Genomic DNA, 17,086 nt, shown 5'->3' on the forward strand with positions numbered 1-17,086 from the left:
CCCACACGCGAGATCGGGACGGGTGATTCGGCATGACGTATGGAGGCGACGACCGAGGGCGACGGATGCCGCCGTCCGGCCGCCCCCGGCGGCATCAGCCCGCGCAGATGATGCCGCTGCCGGGCCGGGGGAGCAGCCCGTACGACGAGCGGACGAGGCCCATGGGGCACGGAGGACAGGAGCGTCCCGCGGGTCCGCCACCGCGCCGTCCAGGCCCGCCGCAGCCCCCTCCTGGCCGCCCGGCCGACGACGCCGCGAGGCCGCCGCGGCGGCGTAAGCGCTGGGGCTTCGGCAAGGTGCTGCTCACCCTGCTGACCGTGTTCGTGGTGTTCCTCGCCGGCGTGTGGGTGTACCTGGAGTTCTCCATCAACCGCGTCGACGCGCTGGCCGACTACTCCGGCCGCCCCGTCGCGGCCGAGGGCACCAACTGGCTGATCGTGGGCTCCGACAGCCGGGACGGGCTGACGCCGGAAGAGCAGGAGAAGCTGGTCACCGGTGACTCCAAGGCCGCCGGCGGCGGCAAGCGGACCGACACCATCATGATCGCGCACGTCCCGGACAACAGCACCAAGCCGACGCTGTTGAGCCTCCCGCGCGACTCGCAGGTGAGCATCCCGGGGCACGGCAAGAACAAGATCAACGCCGCGTTTTCGATCGGCGGCCCGACGCTGCTCGCGCAGACCGTCGAAGGGGCCACCGGTCTGCGCATCGACCACTACGCCGAGATCGGCTTCGGCGGGTTCGCGAAGATCGTCGACGCGATCGGCGGGGTCCACATGTGCGTCGAGAAGCCGATGGAGGACACGCTCACCGGGATCAAGATCCCCGCGGGCTGCCAGGACCTCCAGGGCCCGCAGGCGCTCGGGTTCGTCCGGATGCGGCACAGCGAGGCCACCCCGCGTTCGGACCTCGACCGCGTCGCCAACCAGCGGAAGTTCATCGGCGCGCTGGTCAGCGAGATCGGCAGCCCCGGCACCCTGCTGAACCCGTTCTCGCTGTTCCCGTTGCTGTCGACCGCGCCCGACGCGCTGACGATGGATTCCGGCGACCACGTGCACAACCTGGTCGGGCTGGCGCTGGCGATGCGCGGGATCTCGTCGGGCGGCGTCGTCACCACGACGGTTCCGGTGACCAACGGTTCGGCGGAGAACTGGGACAAGACGAAGTCGAAGCTGCTCTTCGACGCGCTGAAGAACGACACGGAGATCCCGGACAGCGCGATCCTGACCTAAGAGCTCGTGAGTGGTAAGGACGGTTCTAACCGTCCTTACCACTCACGAGGAGTCTGATGGAAGCGCCCGCCGAAACCCTCGCCGACGAAGTCGTCACGCTGCGCCGCTGGAGGCCGGAGCAGCTCGAAACCCTCGCCGCCGTAGCGGGGGACTCCGCCGGGCATCTCGGCGCCTGGATGATCTGGGCCACTGATGGTTACGGCCGCCGGGAAGCCGCCGAATTCCTCGAGTACACCGCGAAGAACTGGGCCGAGGGCAAGACTTACGACTTCGCGATCTTCGCCGGGGACGAAGTCGTCGGCGGTACGGGCATGATCACGCATCCGGACCGGATCGAGATCGGCTACTGGCTCAGCCGCCACCACACCGGTCGCGGCTTCGCGACCAGGGCCGCCGAACTCTTGACGGCCGAGGCCTTCCGTCTCGGCGCGCCGGAGGTCGAGATCCGGCACGACGAGAAGAACCTCGCGAGCGGTGCCGTGCCCGCACGACTGGGATTCACGATGATCGGCGACGAGGCCGCCGAACCGCCGCTCGCCCCCGCCTGCGCGGGCGTGAACAGGATTTGGCGGCTCAAGCGTCCTTAGTCTTGCGTTCGCGCAAGGCCGTGAGTGCCTTGTCGGCGTGCACGGTGAACTTCAGCTCGCTCTTGATCACTTCGAGCACCTTGCGGTCGGTGTCGATGACGAAGGTGTGCCGTTTGGCGTGCAACGGGCTGAATTTGCGCCACACACCGAACTGTTTCGCCACCACACCGTCCACATCGGACAGCAGGGGATAGTCGAAGCCGTGTTCGGCGGAGAACTCCCGCTGTTTGGCGACGGCGTCCGGGCTGATGCCGACGCGGTGCGCGCCCACTTCGGCGAATTCCGCGGCCAGATCGCGGAAGTGGCAGCTTTCCGCGGTGCAGCCACTGGTCATCGCGGCGGGGTAGAAGAACAGCACGACCGGGCCGGACGAGAGGAAGTCCGACAGCGTGCGCTCGTCGCCCTTGTCGTCGGGCAGGGTGAAGTCCGGGGCGATGTCACCTTGGTCCATGGACGGATCCTGTCAGAGCCTGTCGGCGGAGTGGGGATGTCCCCGGAAAAGTGACCATACGGGTTCACCGGCAAACCGATGTCAGTGAGCGTGCCGTTCGATGAGCTCGTCGACCTCGTCGCCCGTCGCGGAATCCGCGACGAACGAACCACGCGCCGCGAGTACGCCGTACCGCCGCAGTCGTTCGGCCTGTTCGTGGTTGGTGACACCTTCCGCGCCGATGCGCAGTTTCAGCTCCTTGGCCCTGGTGACCAGCTGGCACAGGTGGCGGACGTCGGCCTCGTTCTCGCCCTCGGCCAGCGCGTCGACGACCGCGCCGGACAGGATCACGTGGCGGACCGGCAGCCCGTGCCGGGGGATCAGCTCCAGATCGTCCGAACCGGAGATGGCCAGCACCAGCTGGGCGCCCAGATCGGCCAGTACGGCGAAGGAGTCGAGCACTTCGCCGCCTGCGTCGAGCACGGACTCGCGGTCCGTGCACAGCCGCAGCGCCTGGGCGGGCAGGTGGTGCCGGTCGAGCTGTTCCTTGACCAGCATGACCAGATCGGGCTCGATGGCCAGCCGGTTCGGCAGCCGCACGCAGACGTCGGGCGCGGCGTCGCCGAACCTGTTCCGCCACCTCGCGGTTGCGGCGAGCGATTCGGCCAGCAGCCACCGGCCGAGCGGAATGGTCATCCCGGTGATCTGTGCCAGCGGGTAGAACTCGTCCGAGTCCAGTTCGCCTTTCTCCGGATGGCTCCAGCGCAGTCCGGCGTTGACCGCGGCCAGCCGGTCGGGATTCGCGAGCTTCACCGTCGGCTGGTAGATCAGCGAGAACTCGCCGTTCTCCAGCGCGCCCGCGATGACCGCGCCGAGCTGGTAGCGGCCACGGTCACGCGCGTCGAGTTCCGGATCGAACAGCATCCACTGCGCCTTGCCCGCCTCCTTGGCGCGGTGCAGGGCGATCTCCGCGGCCCGGAGCAGGTCTTCTGGTCCGCCGTCGGCGACCGGGCGGATGACGATGCCCGCGCTCGCGCTGACCCCGATGCCGTGACCGCCGAGGTAGATCGGCTCGGCGAGTTCCTCCAGCGCCTGCTCGACCAGTGCGATCACCTGGGGCGGCTTGAAATCGCCACGGAGCAGGACGGCGAACCCGTCGCCGGACAGCCGGGCGACGGAACCGTCGTGCCTGCCGGCGAATACGGACTTGAGCTTGGTCGCGACCCCGCGCAGCACCTGATCACCGATGCCGGCGCCGAGACCGTCGTTGATCACCTTGAAGCCGTCGACGTCGAGATAGACGAGCGCGACCTGCTCACTGCCGGATCCGGCCAGTGCGGTTTCGAGGGCGTTGTCGAACGCGGTGGCGTTGGGCAGGCCGGTCAGCGCGTCGTGCACGTTCTGGTGCAGCAGTCGTTCCTGCAGCAGGTGGATCTCGTTGGCGTCGGAGACCATCAGGACCGGATAGGCCGAACCGGGCCGGTCACCGGGCAGGTCGGTCAGGGTCACGTCGACCCAGAGCGGGCCTTCCTCGCTGTGGTCCAGCAGGAGTCGTTCCTGCTGGGTCGGCTGGCCGAGCGTCATGAGCTGCGAAAGCCCGTTCCGCAGCCGGGCGACGTCGTGCTCGGCGGAGCCGAGATCGGGAATCCCCCGCCCGCGCAACGCGGAGGGACGGCAGCCGAGGAGTTTGCCCAGTGCGGCGTTCGCCTCGACGATCGTGCCGTCGGGGTCGGCGAGCGCGATCCCGATGGGGGAGGCGGAATAGAGCTTGGAGAAGCGCAGCAGAGCGGGCTGGTGATCGGGCTCGGCGCGGACGGCGTCCTTGGCGACGCCGAGAAGCAACCGCTCGAGTTGCTCCTTGGGAAGCGATACTCCTTTAGTGTCAGCGAGCGTCTCAGCCCATCTCCGAGCGACGTCCACCAACCCTGGCGCGGAACCAGGCTCGGGCACACTTCACCTCTTCATGCGCGATCGATGGCCAGCTCAGACCGGGTGTCCGAGCCCATGGGCCCACGCTAGGTATGAGCCGACCGGGTGTAGTGCCACGCCATCACGCGCGATCCGGGGTGTCTACCGGCTGAAAGGGTGATCGCTACTACACGAGTGGTGACCAGAAGTTACCAAGAGTACTCGATCGTGGTTGTCCGTTTGATCCGGCTTCAGCGTGTCGTCAGGCGAATCGGCAGGCCGTCCGCGGGAACGGGCAGCGAGACGTAGTCCCAGCGCGCGGTGTAGCCCTCCGGAACCGACCATCGATACGCCCTCAGCATCTCGTGCAGCAGCGCCTTCACCTCGAATGTCCCGAAATGCAGGCCGATGCACTTGTGCGCGCCGCCGCCGAACGGCATCCACGCGTAGCGGTGCGACTTGTCCTCGCGGCGTTCCTCGCCGAAGCGGTCCGGGTCGAAACGCATCGGGTCGGTCCAGTGCTCCGGCGAGAAATGGTTGACGGTGGGCGAAACCCCGACGAGTGTCCCTTCGGGAATGAAGTGCCCGAGAACCTCGGTGTCCTTCACGGTCTTCCGTGCCAGGGAAGGAACCGGGGCCACCAGCCGCAGTGATTCCTTGATCACCAGGTCCAGCGTGGTCAGAGTCTCCAGCGCCTCGATGTCCGGCACGTCGTCGCCGAGCGCGAGGGACTCCTGACGCGCGCGTTCCTGCCACTCGGGGTTCTTGGCGAGGTGGTAGACGGCGGCGGCGCTGGTGATGGTCGACGTGTCGTGCGCGGCCATCATCAGGAAGATCATGTGGTTGACGACGTCGGAGTCGGTGAAGCGGTCACCGTCTTCGGTGGTGGCGTGGCACAACGCGGTGAAGAGGTCGTCGCCGTCGCTCGCCCGTTTCACGGGCAGATTCGCCGAAAAGTAGCGTTCGAGGACCTTGCGTCCGTGCAAACCCGCCGCCCAGCGGCCGCCGGGGACGGGGAACCGCACGATGGCAGTGCCCGCGCGCACGGAGTTCACGAAGGCGCGGTTGATCATGGCCGCGTCGTCGCCGGAACGCATCCCCATGAACACGCGCGTCGCGACGTCGAGCGTGAGTTGCTTGAGGGACCAGTAGATCCGCGGGTTCGGCCGGTCCGCCCACGCGGCGATGCCCTCGCGCAGGGCCGGTCCCATCTGGTCGACGTAACCGGTGAGCCGTTGCCGGGTGAACGCGGCCTGCATGATCCGGCGGTGCAGGTGATGCTCGCCGAAGTCGAGCAGCATCAGGCCGCGGTCAAAGAACTGCTCGATGAAGAACTTCCAGCCCTCCTGGGAGAAGGCCTTGTCCTTGTTCACCAACGCGATCTGCGTGGCCTCCGGGCCGGAAAGGGCGACGATGCGGCGGCCGAACGCGCCCATCCACGACACCGGTCCGTAGGTCTCGTAGCGTTTCAGGCCGAACTCGATGCCGAAGCGCATGAAGTCCAGCGCGTGCCCGATGACCGGCGGGCCTTCGTCGCCGAGGACGGGTTTGAGGCCCGGCGGGGCGGGGGCGAGTTCGCGGACCGGCCAGGTCGCGCCGAGCCAGCGCTGGTCGACCGAACGCGGCAGGGGGATCGAGGTGAGCGGCGGAACCCGCTCGCGCAGCGCCCCGGTGACCTTTTCGACGGCGTTCGCCATGGTGACCATCTCCCCGCTGAGACCGGTTGCCGCTCCACCATCGCACCCTTATTGACGTCATGACAATACCCTGGCGGATGTACATGAAGGCCCCCTTCCTGTACCTAGGCGCAAGGAAGGGGGCCTTCATGTACTCAGATCAGGCGAGTTCGGAGCGGACCGCCTGGGCGGCGGCGACCAGGTTCCGCAGTGCCGGTTCGACCTCGGCGTAGCCGCGGGTCTTCAGGCCGCAGTCCGGGTTGACCCAGATCCGCTCGGCGGGCACGGCGCCGACGGCGGTCCGCAGCAGCCCGCTGACCTCGTCGACGCCGGGGACGCGCGGTGAGTGGATGTCGTAGACACCGGGTCCGACGCCGCGGCCGAAGCCCGCCGCGCCGAGGTCGGTGACGACCTCCATCTTCGACCGCGCGGCCTCGATGCTGGTGACGTCGGCGTCGAGCGCGTCGATCGCCTTGACCACCTCACCGAATTCCGAGTAGCACATGTGCGTGTGGATCTGTGTCGCGTCGTCGATCCCGGACGTCGCCAGCCGGAACGACGAAACCGCCCACGCGAAGTACGCCTCGTGCGCAGCGGCGCGCAGAGGGAGCAGCTCCCGCAGCGCCGGCTCATCCACCTGGATGACGCGGATGCCCGCCTCCTGCAGGTCGTGTACCTCGTCGCGGATGGCCAGCGCGACCTGGCGGGCGGTCTCGCCCAGCGGTTGGTCGTCGCGGACGAACGACCACGCCAGGATCGTCACCGGCCCGGTCAGCATGCCCTTGACCGGCTTGCCGGTCAGGCTCTGCGCGTAGCGCGCCCACTCGACGGTCATCGGCTCAGGACGTGAGACGTCGCCGTACAGGATCGGCGGCCGGACGCATCGCGAACCGTAGGACTGCACCCAGCCGAAGTCGGTGGCCGCGAACCCGGCCAGCCGCTCGGCGAAGTACTGCACCATGTCGTTGCGCTCGGGCTCACCGTGCACCAGCACGTCCAGGCCGAGGTCCTCCTGCAGCCGGATGACGCGCTCGATCTCCGCCTTCATCGCGGCTTCGTAGCCCGCGTCGTCCAGCGAACCCGCCTTGTGCGCGGCCCGCGCCTTGCGGACGTCGATGGTCTGCGGGAACGAGCCGATCGTCGTGCTCGGCAACGGAGGCAGCGCCAGTGCGGCCTGCTGAGCCGCCGCGCGCCGGGCGTAGGGCGAGCGGACGGTGTCCTCCGGCCGTAGCCCCTCCAGCCGGGCGCGTACCCCGCTGTCGGCGAGATCGGCCGCCGTCGCGCGATCCGCGGCCGCGGCGCGAGCGGCGGAGAGGTCGACGCCCTCCTCCTTCAACGCGCGCCCGAGCAGGACGACCTCGTCGACCTTCTGCTTGGCGAAGGCCAGCCAGCCCTTGAGTCGCGAGTGGAGCCCGTCCTCCCGCTCGACGTCGTAGGGCACGTGCAGCAGCGAGCACGACGTCGACACGCTGACCGACTTCGCGGTGCCGAGCAGGGTCGCCGCCCGGCTGAGCGCACGGGTCGGATCCGTGCGCCAGACGTTGCGCCCGTCCACGACACCGGCCAGGACCTCCTTGTCCCGCAAGGCGGGCTCGGACGCGACGGCGTCCACAAAGGACTCATCGGTGACGAGGTCGACGGCGATGGCGTCGATCGGGGAGCGGGCGAGCACGCCCAGACCGCGGCCGAGACCGCCGAAGTACCCGGCGACCAGGATCTTCGGCCGCGCGGTCTCCTTCGCGAGCCGGTGGTAGGCGCGGATGAGCGCGTTGAGTTCCCGCTCGCTGCGATCCGCGGCGAAGGCGGGCTCGTCGAACTGGACCCACTCGACGCCTTCGTCGTGCAGACGACGCAGTAGTTCGACGTAGCCATCGAGAAGGTTGTCGAGCAGGTCCAGCGGACGGAAGCCCTCCGGAGCCGTCTCGGCCGGCTTCGCGAGCAGCAGGAACGTCACCGGGCCTACCAGCACCGGCCGGGTCTCGACGCCGATCGCGCGGGCTTCGCGGTACTCGTCGAGCGGCTTGGTGCCGGTGAGCGAGAACGTCGTGTCCGGGCCGAGTTCGGGGACGATGTAGTGGTAGTTCGTGTCGAACCACTTCGTCATCTCCATCGCCGGCGCGTCCTGCACCCCGCGCGCGGCGGCGAAGTAGGTGTCGAGCGGCGAGAGGCCGAGCGTCGTGAAGCGCTCCGGCAGCGCTCCGAACAGCTCGGCGGTGTCGAGCACCTGGTCGTAGTGGGAGAACGTGTTGGAGGGGACGGAATCCAGCCCCGCGTCCTTGAGGTCCCGCCAGGTCCGGGTGCGCAGCGCGCGGCCGGTTTCCATCAGTCCGGCCTCGTCGATCTCGCCCGCCCAATAGCGTTCGAGTGAACGCTTGAGTTCCCTGTCGGGTCCGATCCGGGGGTAGCCCAGCACTGTCGTGCCGATTTCGGTCACAGCTCTCTCCTCGCGAGCTTGTCGTCAGAGCCCGGAGCGCGCGCAGGAGTGAGGCGCCGTTCGGTCGTGCCCATCCCGCGAGGCCCGGACTCACGCACGCCGTCGGCGCGCGTACCACGGGCAGGTCTTCGGACTCGTGGGCGACTCGCTCGCTCCTACCGGCCGTCGCTTCCCGGGGCGCCATGTCCCAGTGCTTTACCGTGTCTCGCACGGTGACGGCTTTCGTTCCCACATACCGCTGCGGGGCAGTCCCGGATTCGCACCGGGTTCCCTGTTACCTCGACCGGCCTGGGAGGCCGGGCGAACCAGTAGCACCCTGGAGCGTACCCAGGCGCGCCGTGGCCTCGCTGGACATGTGATGAACCGGACGGCACGCGTGATCAGACGGCGAACTCGCGTGATCAGACGGCGAACTCGCGTGAGCGGACGCGGGACATGCGTGTCTGGAAACGGAACACGCCGGGCGGAAGCCCGCCCGGCGTGTTCCGTGCCTGAACACGTGAGTTCCGTGTTCAGACACGCGAGTCACGTGTCTGAACACGTGAGTTCGGGTATCAGTCCCAGTCGAGGGCGCCACCGGACTGGTACTCGATGACGCGGGTCTCGAAGAAGTTCTTCTCCTTCTTGAGGTCCATCGCCTCCGACATCCACGGGAACGGGTTCTCCGTCTCGCCGAAGATCGGCGCGAGGCCGATCTGCTGCGCCCGCCGGTCGGTGATGAAGTGCATGTACTGCTCGATGAGCTCGGCCGAGAGCCCGAGCATGCCGCGAGGCATGGTGTCGCGGGCGTAGGCGACCTCGAGCTCGCACGCCTCGGTCAGCATCGTCCGGATCTCCGCCTGGAACTCCTCGGTCCACAGGTGCGGGTTCTCGATCTTGATCTGGTTGATGCAGTCGATGCCGAAGTTCAGGTGGATCGACTCGTCGCGCAGGATGTACTGGTACTGCTCGGCGATGCCGATCATCTTGTTCCGGCGGCCGAGCGAGAGGATCTGCGCGAAGCCGGTGTAGAACCACATGCCCTCGAAGATCACGTAGAACGCGACGAGGTCACGCAGGAAGTTCTGGTCGGCTTCCGGGGTGCCGGTCTCGAAGTCCGGGTTCTCCAGGTTCTGCGTGTACTTCAGCGCCCACGCGTCCTTGTCCGAGATGGACGGGACCTCGCGGTACATGTTGAACAGCTCGCCCTCGACCAGGCCGAGGCTTTCGCAGATGTACTGGAAGGTGTGCGTGTGCACGGCCTCCTCGAACGCCTGGCGCAGCAGGTACTGGCGGCATTCGGGGTTGGTGATCTGGCGGTACACCGCGAGCACGATGTTGTTGGCCACCAGGGATTCCGCGGTGGCGAAGAAGCCGAGGTTGCGCTTGAGCATGGTGCGCTCGTCCTCGGTGAGGCCGTCCGGCGACTTCCACAGGGCGATGTCGGCCTGCATGGCGACCTCGGTCGGCATCCAGTGGTTGTTGCAGCCGGCGAGGTACTTCTCCCACGCCCAGGTGTACTTCATCGGCAGCAGCTGGTTGACGTCGGCGCGGGCGTTGATCATCCGCTTGTCGTCGACGTTGATGCGGGCGGCGCCGACTTCGATCTCGCCGAGGCCGGTGGCGTCTGTGGAGGTGTCAAAGGTGGTCATAGAGGCTCACTTCGAGAGTCGGGGCTCGTGAGTGGTAAGGACGGTTCTAACCGTCCTTACCACTCACGAGGATGGTTACTGGCAGGCTTCGCAGTCGGGGTCGTCGATCCGGCAGGCGGCGCCTTCGGTGGCGACGAAGTCGACGTCCGAGACCTTCGGCATCTCCTTCGGCTCCGGCTTGGCGGCCGGCACGGCCGGGACCGCGGCGGGCGACGGCGAGACCGCGGCGGAAGCCGACGGAGCGGGCGAAGCGGCGGGAGCCGGGGCCGGAGCGGCGGGCTTGGGCGCGGCGGGGGCCGGGGTGGCCGAGACCGCGTTCAGCTTGCCGTCGGTACCGCGCAGGGTGCTCTTCTCCACGTGCGTCGCGGACCGCGCCCGCAGGTAGTACGTGGTCTTGAGGCCCTTGTGCCAGGCGTAGCGATACAGCTCGTCGAGCTTGCGGCCGCTGGGCGCCGCGATGTACAGGTTCAGCGACTGCGCCTGGTCGATCCACTTCTGGCGCCGCGAACCGGCGTCCACCAGCCACTTCGACTCGATCTCGAACGCGGTCGCGTACAGCGCCTTCAGGTCGTCCGGCACGCGGTCGATCTGGCCGAGGCTGCCGTCGAAGTACTTCAGGTCCGACACCATGACCTCGTCCCACAGCCCGCGCTCCTTGAGCGAGCGGACCAGGTGCGGGTTCACCACGGTGAAGTCACCGGACATGTTCGACTTGACGAACAGGTTCTGGAACAGCGGCTCGATCGACTGCCCGACCCCGCAGATGTTGGAGATCGTCGCGGTCGGCGCGATCGCCATCACGTTGGAGTTGCGCATGCCGACGGTCTTGACCCGCTCGCGCAGCGGCGCCCAGTCCAAAGTGGACGAGGTGTCGACGTCGAGCGCGTCGCCCTGTCGCGCGTCGATCAAGAGCTGCATCGAGTCGATCGGCAGGATTCCCTTGCTCCACAAGGAACCCTCGAACGTCTGGTACTGGCCGCGTTCCTCGGCGAGGTCGGTCGAGGCCGAGATCGCGTAGTAGCTGATGTGCTCCATGCTGGTGTCCGCGAACTGGACGGCCTCGTCCGAGGACAGCGGCACGCCGATCTCGAACAGCGCGTCCTGGAAGCCCATCAGGCCCAGGCCGATCGGACGGTGGCGCAGGTTGGAGCGGCGCGCCTCCGGGATCGTGTAGAAGTTGATGTCGATCACGTTGTCGAGCATGCGGACCGCGGTGCGCACGGTCTTCTCGAGGCGCTTCGTGTCCAAACCCTCGGGTGTGACGTGCTTGAGCAGGTTCACCGAGCCGAGGTTGCAGACCGCGACCTCGTCGGTGGTGGTGTTCAGGGTGATCTCGGTGCACAGGTTGGACGAGTGCACGACACCCACGTGCTGCTGCGGCGAACGCAGGTTGCACGGGTCCTTGAAGGTGATCCACGGGTGGCCGGTCTCGAACAGCATGGTGAGCATGCGGCGCCACAGGTCGACGGCGCGGACCTTGCGGAACACCTTCAGCTCGCCACGCTCGGCGGCGGCCTCGTACTCGCGGTAGCGCTCGGCGAACGCGTTGCCGTAGAGGTCGTGCAGGTCCGGGGTCTCGTTCGGCGAGAACAGCGTCCACTGCGCGTCGGCCTCGACGCGGCGCAGGAACTCGTCCGGCACCCAGTTCGCGGTGTTCATGTCGTGCGTACGACGACGGTCGTCACCGGTGTTCTTGCGCAGGTCGAGGAATTCCTCGATGTCCACGTGCCAGGTCTCGAGGTACGCGCACGCCGCGCCCTTGCGCTTGCCGCCCTGGTTCACCGCGACCGCGGTGTCGTTGGCGATCTTGAGGAACGGCACGACACCCTGCGACTGGCCGTTGGTGCCCTTGATGTGCGCGCCGAGGCCGCGGACCGGGGTCCAGTCGTTGCCGAGACCGCCCGAGTACTTCGCCAGCAGCGCGTTGTTCTTGTACGCCTGGAAGATCGAGTCCAGGTCGTCGTCCACGGTGGTCAGGAAGCAGGACGACAGCTGCGGGCGCGTGGTGCCCGAGTTGAACAGCGTCGGGGTGGACGCCATGAAGTGGAACGTCGAGAGCAGCTCGTAGAACTCGATCGCGCGGGCTTCGCGGTCGTCCTCGCGGATGGCCAGACCCATGGCGACGCGCATGAAGAACGCCTGCGGCAGCTCGAAGCGGACGCCGTTGTGGTGCTGGAAGTACCGGTCGTACAGGGTCTGCAGGCCGAGGAAGCCGAAGTCGAGGTCACGCTCGGCGTGGATGGCCGCGGTGATCTTGTCCAGGTCGAAGGTCTGCAGCTCGGGGTTGACCAGCTCCAGCTCGATGGCGCGCTTGAGGTAGTCCCGGAAGTACTGCGGGTACCGGGTGGTCATCTCGTCCTGGCTGGCCTGCTGCGGCACGCCCGCGAGGTAGCTGAGCGCTTCGCCGCGGAGCTTGTCCGCGAGCAGCCGGGCGCTGACGTAGGAGTAGTTCGGCTCCTGCTCGACGAGCACGCGCGCGGCCATGATCTGGGCGAGGGCGAGTTCGTCGGCGCTGATGCCGTCGTACAGGTTGCGCTTGGCCTCGGCCAGCACCGGCTCGGCCGAGACGTCTTCGAGGCCGGCGACGGCTTCGCCCACCACATGCGAGACGCGGGCCCAGTCGAGCGGGCGGAGCGAGCCGTCGGCCGCCTTGACACTGATGGCGATGTCGGACGACGCGGGCTTTTCGGCCTCACGGGCCTTCGCGCGCTCCTCGCGGTACAGGACATACGCGCGGGCGACCTTGTGGTGTTCGCCGCGCATCAGCGCTAGCTCGACGATGTCCTGGATCTGCTCGATGTGCAGCGCGGTCTCGGGACCGGCGTGGCGGAGCAGGGTGGTCTCGATCTGCTCGGTCAGTTCCTTGACCAGGTGGTGGATCCGCGACGAGGCGGCCGCGTCACCGCCCTCGACGGCGAGGAAGGCCTTGGTCACGGCGACCGAGATCTTGTTCGCGTCGAAGGGGGACACGCTGCCGTCCCGCCGGATGACTCGCACGGTCGCGGGCGTGGTGTCCGAGGACGAAGGTGGCCGCTGACCGGTTTCCACTGACATGCGTGTCTCCACTGTGTCTCTCAAAAAGGGCGCGTTGAAGCACCACAAGGCCTCACAAGGCCGTGCGCTGCAGGTTCATCAAGCTGTCCGACAACCGCTCCCGAGCGGTCTCCCCGTCGCTGGGCGATGTCGGTTCCCAGAGACTACATGTAGGGGTCGGAGGCTGCACGTGCCCCAATGGGTGGCGTGTCGTGGTCTCACCCTGGCGGGTTAGACGATCACGCTGAGCGGCTGGTCAGCCGCCGAAAACGATCTTGAAATCGCGTAGGCAGGCGCTCAGCACGGGCCGCTGACCGGCCAGGAAGCCGAACGGCCCGGACTCGTTGATCCGCCAGTCCGCGGCCGCCGGACGCGGGTGTGCCGTCGCTCGGACGGGGCTTCTCTTGAGACGGCCGTCCAGCATTTGGACGACGTCGAAGGCCGCGGGCATCCGCACCGGGAGGCTCGGGCGCGGGGTGAAGGCCGCCGTCGCGATCCAGTCCTCTTGGGTGGCCGCCGAGGCGGTGAAGGTCCGCCCGTGGGTGAAGTCGAGCGCCGCGAGGTCCTTGGGGATGCCCCACAGGGCTCGTCCGCCGGCGAGCGAGACCTCGCTGTCGACCCAGATGTCGGTGATGGAGCCGGAGAGGCGCTTGCCGCGGACCGCGACCGTCGCCAGGAGTTCGTGGTACTGAAGCCGACCGGGTTCCTGGTAGTCGATCCAGGCGGTGAACACCTGGGCGCGGCCGCCCACCGTGACCGGCTCGACGCCACCGGGCAGTCCGGGCAGTTCGCTCACCGGGACACGCCAGATCGACAGGTACGCCTGACCCGCCAGGTTCCAGGGCTCCGGGGGATAGGCGGCGGTCACGCGTTCAGCCACGGCAGGTAGGCGGGCTGGTCGGTGTCGACGCGCATGGAGAACTCCGGTGGTCGTTTCTGCAGGAAGGACACGACCCCTTCGACCGCGTCCGGGCTGGAGCCCAGACCGCCGATCAGCCGGGAATCCAGTTGGTGCACGGGGAACGGCGATTCGGCGCTCGCCATCCGGTACAGCAGCTGCCGGGTCACGGCGACCGAAACCGGCGATGTGGTCGTGGCGATTTCGAGAGCCAGTTCGCGGGCCTTGCCGAGCACTTCTTCGGGCTCGTGGACACTGTGCACCAGTCCGGCGCTCTTCGCTTCCTCGGCGCCGAAGACGCGCCCGCTGACCATCCAGTCGAGGGCCGTGCCCATCCCGACGAGCCGCGGGAGGAACCACGCGGACGCGCCTTCGGGGTAGATCCCGCGCCGGACGAACACGAAGCCGAACCGGGAGTCCGTGGACGCGAGGCGGTAGTCGCACGACAGCGTGATCGTGATACCGCCGCCGACGGCCGCGCCCCGCAGGGCCGCGATCACCGGCTTGTTCATCGTGAAGATCCGTTTCGAGCAGCGTCCCGCCGGCTCCTGCCACGCCGCGTCCGGTCCGGACTCCGGATCGAAGTCGAAGCCGCCCTGCGTGAGGTCGGCGCCCACCGAGAAGTCCTTGCCGTTGCCGGTCAGGATCACCACCCGGACGTCCTCGTCGCGATCGGCCCGGTCCATCGCGTCGCCGAGTTCGTCGGCCATGCGGATGGTGTAGCCGTTGCGAGCCTCGGGCCGGTTGAGCGTGACCGTCGCGATGCGGTCTTCGACCTCGTAGGTGATTTCGGCGTACGCGCTCATGACGTGAAAGTAAGCCAGTGTTGACAAGGTGTCAACAAGGCTCAGGCGAAGAGCTGGTAGGTCTTCTTGCCGGTCTGTTCGGCCGCCTCGATGTAGCCGGCGAGCGCGGTGCGGGACCGTGTGATCTTGGCCAGTTGCTCGTCCAGCCGCGTGAGCCGTTCGCGCATCGCGGCGATCAATTCGGGGCAGCCGATCAGCTCGGGCTCCTCGCCGATCGCGCAAGGCAGCAGATAAGCGATGTCCTCGGACGACAGGCCCGCGGCGAGTAGGTGACGGATCTGCTTCACCCTCAACAAAGCCGTCTCGTCGTACTCGCGATAGCCGTTCGTGCCGCGGCTCGCCTCCAGTAGTCCTTGCGCCTCGTAGTAGCGCAGCTGATGCGTGTTGACACCCGTACGGTGACTCAGTTCCCCGATTTTCATCGCTTTCCCCACTTGACCTTCATACCGGTATCAACGTTGACGATGCTGCCATGAACAACGAAACCACCGCACCTGTGACAGTTCTCGGCCTCGGCCTGATGGGCACCGCGCTCGCCCGCGCGTTCCTGAAGGCCGGGCATCCCACGACCGTATGGAACCGGACCGCCGCCAAGGCGGACTCCCTGGTCGCCGAAGGCGCGCGGCTCGCGCCCACGATCGGCGACGCGCTCGCGGGCGGCGTGACGATCGTGTGCCTCACCGACTATTCCGCCGTGCGCGAACTGCTCGGCGACGCCGGGCTCGAGGGCACGACATTGGTCAATCTCACCTCGGGCGACTCCGCGCAAGCGCGGGAAACCGCCGCCTGGGCCGAAAAACAGGGCGCCCGCTACCTGGACGGCGCGATCATGGCCATCCCGTCGTCGATCGGGACCGCCGAGGCGGTGATCCTGCTGAGCGGACCGCGACCGGACTTCGACCTCGGCGCGCTCGGCACGGTCAGCCATCTCGGCGAGGACCCCGGCCTCGCGTCCCTGTACGACGTCGCCGGTCTGACGATGATGTGGAGCGTCCTGAACGCGTGGCTCCAGGGCACCGCGATGCTCAAGACGGCCGGTGTCGACGCCGCGACGTACGCGCCGTTCGCACAGCAGATCGCCGCCGGGGTGGCGGGATGGCTGCCCGGATACGCGGAACAGATCGACAAGGGCGCCTTCCCCGCCGAGGTCTCGGCCCTGGAGACCGACGCGCGGGCGATGGCGCACATGGTCGAGGAGAGCGAGGCCCTGGGCGTGAACGCCGAACTGCCGAAGCTGATCAAGGCGATGGCCGACCGCGCGATCGCCGCGGGGCACGGCGGTGAGCAGTACCCGGTGCTGATCCGGGAATTCGAGCGGCCGGGGGAATAAAGATCCGGCGGGTCCCGTTGGGCGCGGGCATGCGTGCGATCGTGCTCGACGGGCCCGGCCCACCGGAGGCGTTGCGGATCAAGGACGTCCCGATGCCCGAGGTCGGCGATGGATGGGTGCGGGTCAAGGTCCAGGCCTTCGGGCTGAACCGGTCGGAGTACCACCTGCGCACGGGGGTCGCCACGAACGCGAAGTTCCCGATCGTGCCGGGGATCGAGGCCGTCGGGACCGTCGACGCAGCGCCGGGCGGTGAGTTCCCGGAGGGGCGGACGGTCGTCGCCATGATGGGCGGGATGGGCCGCACCTTCGACGGCGGTTACGCGGAATACACCGTCGTGCCTGCTTCTTCGGTGATCCCCGTGCGTACGAAGCTGGACTGGGCGACGCTCGGGGCGCTGCCGGAGATGCTGCAGACCGCTCACGGCTCGCTGTACACCGGGCTCGACATCCGGCAGGGGCAGACGATCCTGATCCGCGGCGGGACGTCGTCGATCGGCGTCGCCGCCGCGGTGCTGGCGAAGGAACAGGGGCTCACGGTCCTGTCGACGACGCGGAACCCCGCGCGGCTCGGCGCGCTGCGGGAACTCGGTGTCGATCATCCGCTGGTGGACGACGGTTCCCTCGCCGACGCGGTGCGCGAGATCGTGCCGGACGGGGTCGACGTGGCGCTGGAACTGGTCGGTACCAACGTTTTGCCGGACACGCTGCGTGCGACGGCGGTGCACGGGACCGTGTGCTTCACCGGGATGCTCAGCGACGTGTGGTCGATCCCGGATTTCTACCCGATGGCGGTGATCCCGAACGGCGTCCGGCTCACCGCGTACGGCGGCGAGAGCAGCGACCTGCCCGCTGAGGCGCTTCAGCGTTATGTCGACTTGGTCGAGGCGGGACGGCTGCCGCTGAAGATCCATCGGGTGTACGCGTTCGACGAGATCGCCGAGGCACATCGGGTGATGGAGGCCGGGGGAGCGGTGGGGAAGCTGGTCGTGCGGGTGCGCTGATCCGCCCGCGGCTGCCCGAAGCCGCCGCAAGTAGGTGACTGATTGCGGAGGGGTGGGGTGGCAAAACAATCAGGCGTGCTTGATTTTTCCGGCGAGGGGTGCCAGCCTGGGGGAGACGCG

13 protein-coding genes and 1 riboswitch are annotated in these 17,086 nt (G+C 68.0%); of the genes, 4 read left to right on the forward strand and 9 right to left on the reverse strand.

Going from position 1 to position 17,086, the window contains the following annotated elements; translation table 11 throughout:
- The first annotated feature begins 32 nt into the window (after nt 1-32).
- Together H074_RS09090 and H074_RS09095 are read left to right on the forward strand one after the other, a co-directional pair.
- Nucleotides 33-1,232 (forward strand): LCP family protein, encoded by a 1,200-nt coding sequence (locus H074_RS09090; RefSeq protein ID WP_039921924.1) that lies wholly within the window; start codon nt 33-35, stop codon nt 1,230-1,232.
- A 56-nt stretch (nt 1,233-1,288) separates the two neighbouring features.
- On the forward strand, nt 1,289-1,819 hold the full coding sequence (locus H074_RS09095) for a GNAT family N-acetyltransferase (RefSeq protein WP_007029733.1): 531 nt from the start codon (nt 1,289-1,291) through the stop codon (nt 1,817-1,819).
- Here the strand turns inward: H074_RS09095 and H074_RS09100 are convergent.
- The 9 genes from H074_RS09100 to H074_RS09140 all read right to left on the reverse strand — a co-directional run bounded on the left by H074_RS09100 (nt 1,806) and on the right by H074_RS09140 (nt 15,057).
- Nucleotides 1,806-2,270: a peroxiredoxin gene (locus H074_RS09100; RefSeq protein ID WP_007029734.1), complete on the reverse strand. Its 465-nt coding sequence runs from the start codon at nt 2,268-2,270 to the stop codon at nt 1,806-1,808. The genes H074_RS09095 and H074_RS09100 overlap by 14 nt on opposite strands.
- Before the next feature lie 81 nt (nt 2,271-2,351).
- On the reverse strand, nt 2,352-4,169 hold the full coding sequence (locus tag H074_RS09105) for a diguanylate cyclase domain-containing protein (protein ID WP_039921926.1): 1,818 nt from the start codon (nt 4,167-4,169) through the stop codon (nt 2,352-2,354).
- 239 nt (nt 4,170-4,408) lie between these two features.
- Nucleotides 4,409-5,854: a cytochrome P450 gene (locus H074_RS09110; RefSeq protein WP_007029736.1), complete on the reverse strand. Its 1,446-nt coding sequence runs from the start codon at nt 5,852-5,854 to the stop codon at nt 4,409-4,411.
- Nucleotides 5,855-5,993: 139 nt separating this feature from the next.
- Nucleotides 5,994-8,267 carry a 5-methyltetrahydropteroyltriglutamate--homocysteine S-methyltransferase gene (gene metE / locus H074_RS09115; protein WP_007029737.1) on the reverse strand — a complete coding sequence of 758 codons (2,274 nt, stop codon included), beginning with the start codon at nt 8,265-8,267 and terminating at the stop codon, nt 5,994-5,996.
- 102 nt (nt 8,268-8,369) lie between these two features.
- Nucleotides 8,370-8,592, reverse strand: a riboswitch (cobalamin riboswitch).
- Between the two features lie 229 nt (nt 8,593-8,821).
- Nucleotides 8,822-9,898 carry a ribonucleotide-diphosphate reductase subunit beta gene (locus H074_RS09120; protein ID WP_007029738.1) on the reverse strand — a complete coding sequence of 359 codons (1,077 nt, stop codon included), beginning with the start codon at nt 9,896-9,898 and terminating at the stop codon, nt 8,822-8,824.
- Between the two features lie 75 nt (nt 9,899-9,973).
- Entirely contained in the window at nt 9,974-12,952 is a 2,979-nt protein-coding gene (locus H074_RS09125) for a ribonucleoside-diphosphate reductase subunit alpha (RefSeq protein WP_039921931.1), read from the reverse strand.
- Between the two features lie 235 nt (nt 12,953-13,187).
- Nucleotides 13,188-13,811, reverse strand: a complete 624-nt coding sequence (locus H074_RS09130) for an acetoacetate decarboxylase family protein (RefSeq protein WP_152521378.1) — start codon at nt 13,809-13,811, stop codon at nt 13,188-13,190.
- Complete coding sequence (locus H074_RS09135) at nt 13,796-14,635, reverse strand: enoyl-CoA hydratase-related protein (RefSeq protein WP_007029741.1); 840 nt, start codon at nt 14,633-14,635, stop codon at nt 13,796-13,798. Before H074_RS09135 ends, H074_RS09130 begins: the two co-directional genes overlap by 16 nt.
- A 41-nt stretch (nt 14,636-14,676) precedes the next feature.
- Nucleotides 14,677-15,057 (reverse strand): MerR family transcriptional regulator, encoded by a 381-nt coding sequence (locus tag H074_RS09140; RefSeq protein WP_039921933.1) that lies wholly within the window; start codon nt 15,055-15,057, stop codon nt 14,677-14,679.
- Nucleotides 15,058-15,107: 50 nt separating this feature from the next.
- Between H074_RS09140 and H074_RS09145 the strand changes: the two genes are divergently transcribed.
- Together H074_RS09145 and H074_RS09150 are read left to right on the forward strand one after the other, a co-directional pair.
- A complete protein-coding gene (locus H074_RS09145; protein WP_007029743.1) occupies nt 15,108-15,965 on the forward strand; it encodes an NAD(P)-dependent oxidoreductase in 858 nt (285 codons plus the stop codon).
- A gap of 29 nt (nt 15,966-15,994) precedes the next feature.
- On the forward strand, nt 15,995-16,966 hold the full coding sequence (locus H074_RS09150) for a zinc-binding alcohol dehydrogenase family protein (protein WP_039921935.1): 972 nt from the start codon (nt 15,995-15,997) through the stop codon (nt 16,964-16,966).
- Nucleotides 16,967-17,086: the final 120 nt, after the last annotated feature.

Origin of the sequence: Amycolatopsis decaplanina DSM 44594, from assembly GCF_000342005.1 — a bacterium.
Taxonomy (GTDB): domain Bacteria; phylum Actinomycetota; class Actinomycetes; order Mycobacteriales; family Pseudonocardiaceae; genus Amycolatopsis; species Amycolatopsis decaplanina.

Coding starts and splice junctions, on each gene's coding strand:
- H074_RS09090 (WP_039921924.1), top strand. CDS start 33: ATGACGTATGGAGGCGACGACCGAGGGCGACGGATGCCGCCGTCCGGC.
- H074_RS09095 (WP_007029733.1), top strand. CDS start 1,289: ATGGAAGCGCCCGCCGAAACCCTCGCCGACGAAGTCGTCACGCTGCGC.
- H074_RS09100 (WP_007029734.1), bottom strand. CDS start 2,270: ATGGACCAAGGTGACATCGCCCCGGACTTCACCCTGCCCGACGACAAG.
- H074_RS09110 (WP_007029736.1), bottom strand. CDS start 5,854: ATGGCGAACGCCGTCGAAAAGGTCACCGGGGCGCTGCGCGAGCGGGTT.
- H074_RS09120 (WP_007029738.1), bottom strand. CDS start 9,898: ATGACCACCTTTGACACCTCCACAGACGCCACCGGCCTCGGCGAGATC.
- H074_RS09125 (WP_039921931.1), bottom strand. CDS start 12,952: ATGTCAGTGGAAACCGGTCAGCGGCCACCTTCGTCCTCGGACACCACG.
- H074_RS09135 (WP_007029741.1), bottom strand. CDS start 14,635: ATGAGCGCGTACGCCGAAATCACCTACGAGGTCGAAGACCGCATCGCG.
- H074_RS09140 (WP_039921933.1), bottom strand. CDS start 15,057: ATGAAAATCGGGGAACTGAGTCACCGTACGGGTGTCAACACGCATCAG.
- H074_RS09145 (WP_007029743.1), top strand. CDS start 15,108: ATGAACAACGAAACCACCGCACCTGTGACAGTTCTCGGCCTCGGCCTG.
- H074_RS09150 (WP_039921935.1), top strand. CDS start 15,995: ATGCGTGCGATCGTGCTCGACGGGCCCGGCCCACCGGAGGCGTTGCGG.